The organism is Anabaena cylindrica UHCC 0172, assembly GCF_034931625.1.
Taxonomy (GTDB): Bacteria; Cyanobacteriota; Cyanobacteriia; order Cyanobacteriales; family Nostocaceae; genus Anabaena; species Anabaena cylindrica_A.
Genome location: NZ_JAYGGY010000139.1, coordinates 1 through 10730 on the forward strand (window position 1 = coordinate 1; position 10730 = coordinate 10730).

Annotated in this window: 12 protein-coding genes; all 12 read left to right on the forward strand. The window is 38.2% G+C overall.

Going from position 1 to position 10730, the window contains the following annotated elements:
- Window positions 1-58: 58 nt before the first annotated feature.
- The 12 genes from VB713_RS27630 (at window position 59) to VB713_RS27685 (ending at window position 10699) form a co-directional block, all read left to right on the forward strand.
- A complete protein-coding gene (locus VB713_RS27630) occupies window positions 59-382 on the forward strand; it encodes a hypothetical protein (protein ID WP_323314685.1) in 324 nt (107 codons plus the stop codon).
- Between the two features lie 326 nt (window positions 383-708).
- Window positions 709-1173 carry a DUF3611 family protein gene (locus VB713_RS27635; protein ID WP_323314696.1) on the forward strand — a complete coding sequence of 155 codons (465 nt, stop codon included), beginning with the start codon at window positions 709-711 and terminating at the stop codon, window positions 1171-1173.
- Between the two features lie 422 nt (window positions 1174-1595).
- Entirely contained in the window at window positions 1596-2594 is a 999-nt protein-coding gene (locus VB713_RS27640; RefSeq protein WP_323314686.1) for an RNA polymerase sigma factor, RpoD/SigA family, read from the forward strand.
- A gap of 95 nt (window positions 2595-2689) precedes the next feature.
- Window positions 2690-3067: a sulfite exporter TauE/SafE family protein gene (locus VB713_RS27645; RefSeq protein WP_323314687.1), complete on the forward strand. Its 378-nt coding sequence runs from the start codon at window positions 2690-2692 to the stop codon at window positions 3065-3067.
- A 121-nt stretch (window positions 3068-3188) separates the two neighbouring features.
- Complete coding sequence (locus VB713_RS27650) at window positions 3189-4025, forward strand: sulfite exporter TauE/SafE family protein (protein WP_323314688.1); 837 nt, start codon at window positions 3189-3191, stop codon at window positions 4023-4025.
- Between the two features lies 1 nt (window position 4026).
- The gene (locus VB713_RS27655) at window positions 4027-4410 is read left to right on the forward strand and encodes a DUF1634 domain-containing protein (RefSeq protein WP_323314689.1); all 384 of its coding nucleotides are present in this window, start codon (window positions 4027-4029) and stop codon (window positions 4408-4410) included.
- 89 nt (window positions 4411-4499) lie between these two features.
- On the forward strand, window positions 4500-5417 hold the full coding sequence (locus VB713_RS27660) for an alpha/beta hydrolase (RefSeq protein WP_323314690.1): 918 nt from the start codon (window positions 4500-4502) through the stop codon (window positions 5415-5417).
- Between the two features lie 32 nt (window positions 5418-5449).
- Window positions 5450-6391, forward strand: coding sequence for a lysylphosphatidylglycerol synthase domain-containing protein (locus VB713_RS27665; RefSeq protein ID WP_323314691.1), 942 nt, complete (start codon window positions 5450-5452; stop codon window positions 6389-6391).
- An 81-nt stretch (window positions 6392-6472) separates the two neighbouring features.
- Window positions 6473-8140: a bifunctional lysylphosphatidylglycerol flippase/synthetase MprF gene (locus tag VB713_RS27670; protein ID WP_323314692.1), complete on the forward strand. Its 1668-nt coding sequence runs from the start codon at window positions 6473-6475 to the stop codon at window positions 8138-8140.
- A 108-nt stretch (window positions 8141-8248) separates the two neighbouring features.
- Window positions 8249-8935, forward strand: coding sequence for a phosphatase PAP2 family protein (locus VB713_RS27675; RefSeq protein ID WP_323314693.1), 687 nt, complete (start codon window positions 8249-8251; stop codon window positions 8933-8935).
- Between the two features lie 194 nt (window positions 8936-9129).
- Window positions 9130-9807 (forward strand): response regulator transcription factor, encoded by a 678-nt coding sequence (locus tag VB713_RS27680; RefSeq protein ID WP_323314694.1) that lies wholly within the window; start codon window positions 9130-9132, stop codon window positions 9805-9807.
- A 4-nt stretch (window positions 9808-9811) separates the two neighbouring features.
- On the forward strand, window positions 9812-10699 hold the full coding sequence (locus VB713_RS27685; RefSeq protein WP_323314695.1) for a histidine kinase dimerization/phospho-acceptor domain-containing protein: 888 nt from the start codon (window positions 9812-9814) through the stop codon (window positions 10697-10699).
- Window positions 10700-10730: the final 31 nt, after the last annotated feature.

Here is a 10730-nt window from a genome sequence, read left to right on the forward strand (position 1 = left end):
TCAGGCTCTATCCCTTATGAAACAAGCTGTTTAACCACCTTGTCACCCGTTAAGCCAAGTGACGTTACTCGCTGCTAATATTACCAAGGAATTTGAACCAAAAGTACCAGTTGAGGTAACGCTACTTGATTACTATGGACGCGAGTTGGAAATTTGGTCAGCAACAGGAAATACAAGCCAGCTGAAAAAAACTGCATCGGAGATGCGCCGCACCTGGAATGCAGTTAGACCATCTATCTTAGCGCGTGGAGGAACTGCACAAGTACAGAAATTTGATGGACTTGTTGCTAGTGTTGAGGCGGCTAAATCATCTAAAGATTATGGTCGTCTTGCTACCCCTGTACTAGATGAAGTGGATAATCTAGAGAAGGTCTTTAAATAGTAATACTTAGACTTTCTGATACTTGAGTACGCTCAATGCTTGAGGTATTGGTACTCACAAAAACAAGCTCTAGATACACAAATTAGTTGACTATTACATTAGCAACTAATCATAGATAACATTGGACTACTTTTGGAGTTTGAGAGATGACCCCACCTAGTTACCCAAAAAATCACACAACAGCCTCAAGCAAGAAAAGTAATTATTTGAGGTCTTGGAAACAAAAATATCATGTGGGGTTTAGCTTAAAGCAGTTACATCGCAATACCTATTTTGAAGTGTATGCAATCTCTTAAATACTTGTACAATAGACCTGTCCGAAATATATACAAAAAAATGGTAGAACACAGCAAGCTGCTGTAAATCTTCGTACTTTTGGATGGATTGGGTTTTGGACACAGTTAGTCTTAACAGTTGCTTCTGGACTGGTTTTGCTGTTTGCTATTGCAGATACTAATCTTAATATAAATCTCAAGTCTGGGTTAGGGGTATTTTCTGCACTTGGTGGAATCTTAATACTTTGCTTTAGTATCTATTGGTTTTTTCGTTATACTCGTCTTTCTAAACAACTAGAAGCTCCTGAATCTAGTTTACATCCAAGTCGAAAGGAGACAGTTCGTACTCTGCAAACTGGAGTACTAATAAATTTGGCAGGAATGTTGTTGATTCTGGTAGGAGTTGAAGTCATAATTGGAACCTTATTAGGAAAAACATTATCAGTTCCTCAAGGAGCAGCAATTTATAGGTCAAGTCAATTAATTGAACCCTTAGATATTTTTCATAAAGATTGAGTACGCTTACTGAATGCGTGATTGTAGTTATTTAATTTCGATAGACATCACTTTTTAAACTCTTTGACAAAATCCTGCAACATCAAGCTCTTAACTTAAAAAATATCAGTTTTGGCTGAATTAAGCATATCTGCTCACCACCAGAGAAATCTTTCCGAGTTCTTAACTTTTACCCCTTAATGTGAAGTTACAAAACGAGATTATAGGAATTAAAAGCTATGAATACTTTAGACTGCAATTCTTAAAATTTTACTCCCAAAGACTTAATTACTGTTTATGTTATTCCGTCAGAAAAAAGAAGCAGTTCAATGAATAAAATTCATTATTTCATTCTAATTTCATTTCTTGATGTCATACTAACTACACAGAGCCAAAAATCATTCATTCCAAGTTAATCAGTATTTACAAAGGTTCAAAAAACTATGAAAAATATATCTCATCCATCTATAGAAGTAAGCGATAAAAATGAAAAACCCTTATCCAATGCTGATATTGTGCGTACTTATCTACACGAAATCGGACGTATTCCTTTGTTAACTCATGAACAAGAAATTGATTTGGGCAAGCAAGTACAACAAATGATGAACTTACTCGCTGCTAAAGAAAAACTAGCTATTCAATTAAAGCGTCAACCTACACAAAAAGAATGGGCTGAAAATATAAATATTAGTGAAAAATCACTAGTGCAACAACTACACCAGGGACATCAAGCAAAGCAAAAAATGATTAGGGCTAATCTACGACTTGTAGTGTCTATTGCTAAGAAATATCAAAGACGTAATCTAGAATTTCTCGACTTAATTCAGGAAGGAAGTTTAGGTTTAGAGCGAGGAGTTGAAAAATTTGACCCTAGCAGAGGGTATAAGTTTTCAACTTATGCTTATTGGTGGGTTCGTCAGGCAATTACACGAGCGATCGCCGAACAAGGGCGTACTATTCGCTTGCCTATTCATATTACAGAAAAACTCAATAAAATCAAGCGAACCCAACGTGAACTAGCTCAAAAATTAGGTCATACTCCTAGCGCAGTTGATATTGGTGAAGAACTATCTTTAGACCCCAAACAAATTCGAGATTATTTACTCTTAGCACGTCAACCTGTCTCTCTGGAATTACGAGTTGGCGCAGAAAGAGAGACGGAATTACAAGATATGTTGGAGGATGAAGGAGTTTCTCCTGAATTTTACACTGAGCAAAAGTTTCTCCAACAAAATATTCAAAATTTATTGTCAAAACTAACTCCCCAGCAACGAGAAATATTAAATTTACGTTTCGGTTTAGTAGATGGAAATGAACTGTCCTTAGCGGAAATTGGTCAGCGCATGGGTGTTAGTAGAGAACGAGTAAGACAGATAGAGCTACAAGCTTTGAGTACTCTACGCAGGTATAAAGAACAAGTGCGTAGTTATCTGGCTAGTTGATGCTGAGAGCATAATACGAATAGCAACATCAATTTCAGCTAATAAAAAACTCTGTGATACTGGCAAAAGTACATTAATGAGGAATAAGTTTAATTATGACTAATATTTGGCTTTGCATAATTTTGGGATTGGTAGCAGGAATTGTTAGTGGCATGACAGGTATTGGTGGTGGAATAATTATCTTACCTGCTTTGATTTTTTTCTTAGGATTCTCTCAGCACCAAGCACAAGGAACTACATTGGCTTTGTTAGTTCCACCAATAGATTTATTAGCAGCATGGACTTATTACAAGCAAGGATATGTAGATATAAAAGTAGCTGCACTTCTCTGTCTAGGATTTATTTTAGGTGGGTGGTTCGGTGCCAAAATAGGAACGAGTTTACCGAATGGGGTTTTAACTAAAATATTCGCCTTGCTACTAATTACTAGTGCTATTAGAGTTTTATTTGCAACCTCTAATGATTCCGTGTAATTAATTATTTCTTAACTTGTTTACTATATAATGCAGGTGTTGCTATTGAGTTTTTCAATAAGCAACGTTTAATTTAGAAGCGAAGGTGCGTTGGCGTGACGCGCCCACTGGAGGTGTTCGCTTGAATGTTTTAGAATTTACCCTACTAGTCTGGATTAGTTCTGCTATCGCAGGCTTTTTGGGAGCGTTGACAGGCTTAGGCGGTGGAGTGGTGCTTGTCCCTCTGTTAACTTTGGTTTTTGGTGTTGACATTCGTTACGCAATCGGTGCTTCGCTAGTATCCGTAATTGCAACTTCTTCCGGTGCGGCTTCTGCTTACGTCAAAGAAGGCTACACTAATTTACGCTTGGGAATGTTCTTGGAAGTAGCAACAACATTTGGAGCGATCGCAGGTGCAACCATAGCCGCTTTTGTTTCCACTAGAATACTCGCTGTGGTGTTTGGATTTGTTTTACTTTACAGCGCCCATCTCTCGCGTCAATCCCGTCCTGAACACTCAGCTGATACTCCACCTGATCGTTTAGCAACTCGTTTAAAGCTAAATAGCACTTACCCAACTCCTGAAGGTGAACAATCTTACAATGTCTATGCTGTTCCCGTAGGATTTAGTCTGATGTTTGTCGCCGGAGTGCTTTCCGGGTTACTTGGTATTGGTTCTGGCGCACTCAAGGTACTAGCAATGGATCAATTCATGCGGATTCCGTTTAAAGTTTCTACTACTACCAGTAATTTTATGATTGGGGTGACAGCAGCAGCTAGCGCGGGTGTGTACCTGAAACGAGGTTACATCAACCCTGGACTAGCAATGCCTGTCATGTTAGGAGTACTTTTAGGCGCATTGTTAGGAGCTAAGGTATTGGTAAAAGCAAGAGTAGGCGTTTTAAGAAATATTTTTAGTTTAGTCATTGTGCTATTGGCAATTCAAATGATTTATAACGGCTTGACTGGGAGAATTTAAAATGTCCCAAAATCGACACAACTTGAGTGAAAGGCAAGTCGAAATTTTGGTCGGGAATTTGTTAAGATATGGCGTACTTTTAGCTTCAGCTTTAGTCTTGTTCGGCGGAGTTTTATACCTAATTTATCACGGTAAAGAAACTCCTAATTATCAAATCTTTCGCGGTGAACCTCCAGCTTTTCGCTCTCCTGAAGGGGTTGCAACCTCAGCATTATCAGGTCGTCGTCGTGGCATCATTCAACTTGGATTGTTGTTATTAATTGCTACTCCTGTTGCTAGAGTTGCTTTTTCTCTGTTAGCTTTTATACGTCAGCGAGATATCACCTATATTATTTTGACTTTGATTGTTTTGACTGGGCTGATTATTAGTTTTATAGCTGGTTAACAAATAATTATCTGCTGTTTTGAGTGTGAGCAATTATAGAAAAGTTTAATTTTAATATTATTTTGAGATAATAACCAAGGAAATTATAGATGAAGTTACGATGGTCAAATATTTTACTAGCAGGTATAGCCATAGTTGCTACCTTGTTGGCAACTGGCTATTGGTATGTGTTCATTGCTGGTGCGCCGCAACTTGACCCTCCGCAGGTAGAGAAAAATACAGGATTGTCATTTAAGCTAAAGACTTTCAACAGCAAAGCAATGGGAGAAATGCGACAATATGGCTTAATTCTCCCTCCCGATTATGCCAAGAACCTAAAGAAACGCTATCCAGTAATCTTCCTACTCCACGGGGGACATGGCGATGCTCGTGCTTATCAGGATAAAGCAGCCGTCACCTCCGTGCTACATGACCTTTACAAAAGTGACAAATTACCTTATTCAATAGTTATTACCCCAGATGGCAACGACAAGCGCGGTACAAGTCCGTTTTGGGATTCAGATTACTATGATGGCCCCAATGGTAAAGTTGGCACTTTGATTGGTTCAGAGTTAGTCAAAATTGTGAAATCTCGTTATCCGACGTTGAATGAACCGCAGTTTTGGGCAATGGGAGGACAGTCAAGCGGTGGTTGGGGAGCTTTTAATATTGGTTTACGCCACTTGAATAACTTTAATATTTTCTTTAGTTCTAGCGGCTACTTTACCGATAGCAGTGGTACGGCAAATAGTCCCCAAGATTTTATTGAAAAAATACCAGTTGCAGAACGTAAACGCATTAGAGCATATTTGGATGCTGGAGAGCAAGATAAAGAATTTCTTACCTCAACTCAGCAGTTTCATCAAACTCTAGATAAGTTAGGAATTGCAAACGAATTCCATGCTTTTCCTGGCGGTCATGGTATTGTTGGCGCAGATGTTGGCTGGAACTATTGGCACAAACATCTAGCAGACCAACTTACTTATGTGGGAAAGCAATTTAAGCAAGCCTCAGCGCAGAAGAATTAATCAATCTGCTTTATACATTCTTGACTTTAAAGATGAATCGAAAACGCTTTTCTCAAATTAGTTTATCTGTTTTTGGCTTGTTGTTGTTTGCTTTCTCTCTTTGGACAATCAACAACGAACTGCGGCAGCATAACCTAAGTGATGTTCTTCGTAGTTTGACAGAAATTCCCTCAAATCGCTTGTTTATAGCCATTGGATGCTCCATCGGAGGCTATCTAGTACTCACTAGTTATGATTTTCTAGCCTTCCGCTATATCCGTCATTCGCTTCCTCCTAGTGCAATTATTTTTACAGCTTTTATCAGCCATGCTATCAGTAATTCTGTTGGCTTTGCTCTTTTGACAGGTGGTGCTATCCGCTACCGTCTTTATTCAAATTGGGGGGTATCAGTGGGAGCGATCGCTCAAGTAATTGCCTTCGAGAACCTGAGTTTCTGGTTAGGACTATTCGCCGTAAGTGGGATAATATTTCTTCTTGAACCACTCACCATTCCTACCCTACTAAATTTACCCTTTGTCTCTGTTCATCCAATAGGAGTTATTTTTTTACTCATTGTAGTGGCATATTTACTGGGAAGTTATTTTTACAATCAAACCTTGAGTATTCGTGGACAGACATTTTCTTTTCCTTCCTTTTATCTGTCCTTAAAGCAAATAGGGGTTTCTTTGCTGGACTGGGGATTGGCGATCGCTGTTCTCTATCTTCTCTTACCCCCAAGTATTCCTTTGTCCTATTTCGGCTTTGCTGAGATATATTTACTAGCAATGATCGCAGGCATTGTTAGCAACGTTCCTGGAGGCTTAGGGGTGTTTGAAACCGTAATACTTTTGCTGCTGCCATCAGAAGTAACAGCCCCAGCAGCTTTGGGTTCGCTAATAGCTTACCGAGGAGTTTACTACATCCTGCCCTTGATAGTTGCAGTGGCAGTGCTGGGTTTATATGAAATTAATCAACGTTTAAAGGTGCGTTACTAGCTTAATTTCCGTTCAACCCAGCTTGAAATTAGACTCGCTTCACGACACAATCAAACAATTAAGCGAAATGAGGAAAAGCAATTGCTAAATAAACGTCAACAGATTGGATTGTGGACAGCCTCTATTTTAACCGCCATAGTAGGGATTGTTAATTTGATATCTGCGGTTACTCCTAATTCACCTAGACGCACAGAATTAATAGAGCAATTTGTCCCTTTTGATATCCGCGCTGGTGGACATTTTTTTGCAGCAATTACTGGATTTATATTGTTAACTCTGGCAGCTAATTTATTACGACGCAAGCGAGTAGCTTGGTTGCTAACAGTTGGATTACTAATTATAACTATTATTAGCCATTTAATCAAAGGATTAGACTATGAAGAAAGTCTGCTGGCTGGAGTCTTGCTAAGTCAACTTATTTTAATGCGTCACATTTTCACTGCCAAATCAGACCGTCCTTCCATTGCTCAAGGAATTCGAGTTTTGATTGGTGCATTGCTGTTTACATTAGCTTATGGCACTGTAGGTTTCTTTCTACTAGATAGGCAATATACAGTTAATTTTGACCTACCAGAAGCATTGCTGCAAACTTTGGCAATGTTTTTCACGGCTGATAATGCGGGGTTAGAACCAACAACGAGATTTGGACAATTTTTTGCTGATTCAATATATTTCGTAGGGGCTTCCACATTAGCTTATGCTTTATTCATGCTCTTGCGTCCGGTTTTATTAAGAAATCCTGCTTTAGAAGTAGAAAGAAAACGGGCAAAAGAAATTGTAGAACAATATGGTAAATCTTCGTTAGCAAGATTTACTCTCTTTGAGGATAAAACTTATTATTTCAGTCCCTCTAGGAAAAGTTTCATCGCTTATGTAGCAAAAGGGAGAGGTGCAATAGCTTTAGGTGATCCAATTGGCCCACTCGAAGAAAGACAAGAGGTAATTACTGGGTTTCAACTATTTTGTGAGAAAAATGACTGGTATCCCGCATTTTATCAAACTTTACCAGATGATTTAGATATATATAAATCTTTAGGCTACCGTACTGTTCAAATTGGTGAAGAAGCAATTGTTGACTTACATAGCTTCACCCTTCAAGGCAAAGCTAATCAAAACTTAAGAAATGCTCTCAATAGACTTACTAAGTCGGGTCATCAAGTTAAATTTTATCAACCACCTATTGCAGATGAATTATTAAAAGAATTGAGATCCGTAAGTGATGAATGGCTTAAGATGATGCAGGGAGCCGAGAAAAAGTTTTCTGTTGGTTGGTTTGATAATACCTACTTGCGTGAGTGCGAAATTGTGGCTGTACACACTCCAGAAGGAATAATCAGCGCTTTCGCAAATGTGATATCAGAGTATCAGAAAAATGAAATTACTATCGACTTAATGCGACGACGTACAGAAATTGAGAAAGGGACAATGGAATTTTTATTTGTCTCAATATTTCAGCACTTTCAGCAACTCAAATATGACGGTTTCAATTTGGGATTATCTGCACTTTCTGGAGTTGGAGAAACACAAGATTCTCCCAGCTTAGAAAAAGTATTAAAATATCTCTACGACCACTTAAATAAGTTTTACAACTTTAAGGGGTTGCATACATTTAAAGATAAGTTTAGCCCTCATTGGGAACCTCGTTACTTAGTGTATCCCAATTTAGCTGCACTACCCGATGTAGTAGTAGCCTTAGTAAGGGCAGATTCAGGGGATAGGTTACTAGATTACTTTAAACCAGGTGCTTAGAAGCCTAGTTTGAGCAAAATAACTCAATTTTTGATTCAAGATCGTCTTTTCAAGTTCTTAACTATTGTTCTGTAAGCTATAAGTCCATAACAGACTTAGACATACTCAATGATCCGAAAAATTTCTACCTTTTGGTTGCGCCATATATACCCTCGTTTAGCTCCTTTAATTGCCACAATTGGTATACTTGGACTTGCTATTTGTCTGCTGATCCTGTTTCTTGTCGCCAAGCTTGCTGGAGAAGTTCTGGAAAAAGAAGCTTTTGCATTTGATACATCTTTCTTATTATGGCTACATCAATTTGCCAATTCGAGTCTTGATAATTTAATGTTATTTATTACGAATCTTGGTAATCCAAAGACAGTAGTAGTAGTCGCAGCATTTACTTTAGGAATACTTTGGTGGCGACGTTACCGAGTAGAAACATATATTTTTGTGCTTACCTGTTTAGGAGGCTTAATTTTAAATACAGGTTTAAAGTTATTTTTCTCTAAACCCCGTCCACAACTTTGGAATCTTTTGATTTCTGAAAAGTCTTTCAGTTTTCCTAGCGGTCATGCACTAGGCTCTATGGTATTGTATGGTTTTATTGCCTATATACTAGCTACTCATTATCCTAAATTTTCGCGGCTAATCTATGTTTTCGCGGTTCTTCTAATAGCGGTAATTGGGATTAGTCGGCTATATTTAGGCGTCCATTGGCCCACAGATGTAATTGCCGGATATGGTGTTGGATTTTTGTGGTTGATGATATGTATTACGATGCTGAAGCTACAGAGATTAAGACAGGGATAATCTGTTGATAGCAAAACCTAATACAGCAGCATAATAATGAGTACATATCGAATAATGTCAAAGGGACTGGGAGAAACTACTCAGACTTTATAAATCGGTTGTAATTAGGATTAAATGGCAGAGATTTCTGTTTTCAAAATACTGTTAATACTGAATACATTATTTTTGGCTAGTAAAACAAAGAAAAGAAAACTGTGAAAATTCTCTTGGTGGAAGATGATGAGCGGATTGCCTTGGCACTAGCAGAAGCGTTAACTGACCAACATTATGTGGTTGATATTGTGTTGGATGGTCAAGAAGGATGGGATTTTGTAGAACTATTTTTCTATGACTTAATAGTATTGGATATAATGTTACCTCACTTAGATGGTATCAGATTTTGCCAACGATTACGTAAAAGAGGTTATTCTATGCCAATTATAATGCTGACAGCAAAAGACACCAGTACTGATAAAGTTATGGGGCTAGATGTAGGTGCAGATGATTATGTAGTTAAACCCTTCGATTTACAAGAATTCATGGCTAGAATTCGCGCTTTATTGCGGCGTGGAATTGCTATTTTACCTCCTGTTCTGGAATGGGGAAATTTGTGTTTAGATCCTAGTAAAGTTGAAGTGACATATAACGGAAAGCCGATACATCTGTCTCCAAAAGAATATCGAATCTTGGAGTTATTTCTGCGTAATAGTCATCGCGTGTTTAGTCGTAGTGAAATCCTCGATCATCTTTGGTCTTTTGAGGAACTTCCAGGAGAAGAAACAGTTAAAGTTCACATTAGGAGTTTACGCAAAAAATTGCAATCAGCAGATGCTCCAGTTGATTTTATTGAAACAATCTACGGCTTGGGTTATCGCCTCAAGCAATTTTATTAAGTTTATGTTTAAAACTTTACGCTGGCGGCTTTTACTTTATTACCTAAGTTTTATGGTGGCTATTTTAGCAGTAACTACCTTAGCCGTTTATGAGTTTGTTACCTATAGACTCTATCAGAAACTAGACCGCCAGATGATTACATTAGCAGATGCAGCGGCTCATAGTTTACTGACAATTAAGGCTGATGTAAAAGCTATTAAGCGTAGAACTCCTCGGAATTTAGATTATGATGAGGATTTAGATATACCTTGGCAAGATTTACACAAAAATCATCAAACTGTGGAATGGTTTGATGCTAATGGTCGGTTACTGGGTAATGCAGGTCGTTATATTCCTCAAATTCCATTTAAACCAAATATAAAAACTTCTCAACAGGAAAGAATTCGCAGTATTATTGTTCCAGTTCACTCTGCTAGTTTTATTCCAGAAAGAAAACAACTGCAAGGATATGTGCGGGTAAGTGAATCCACTGAAGATTTGCAAGAAGAACTTGATCGACTGTTGTGGGGGTTCCGTTATGGAGGACTCATTACTGTTATTTTAACTGGTGTTAGCAGTTGGTGGTTGACAAGACAATCCTTAAAACCTGTTGAACAAAGTTTTCAACAATTAAAACAGTTTACTGCGGATGCTTCTCATGAATTGCGAAGTCCCCTCACAGTTGTGAAAACCTCTGTTGAAGTCATGATGAATCATCCAGAGCGAATTCATCCCACTGATGAAAATAAGTTGAGAACGATCGCCTCTGCTACTGATCAAATGACTCGTTTAGTGGAAGATTTACTTCTGTTAGCAAGAACTGACACCGCACAAACGCCAACTTTTGAGTGGGTATCAATTCCTCTAGATGAACTTTTAGAAGATTTAGGTATTGAGCCGAGATACGTGTAAAAACCTGCAAGATGGTCTGGAAATGCCTACT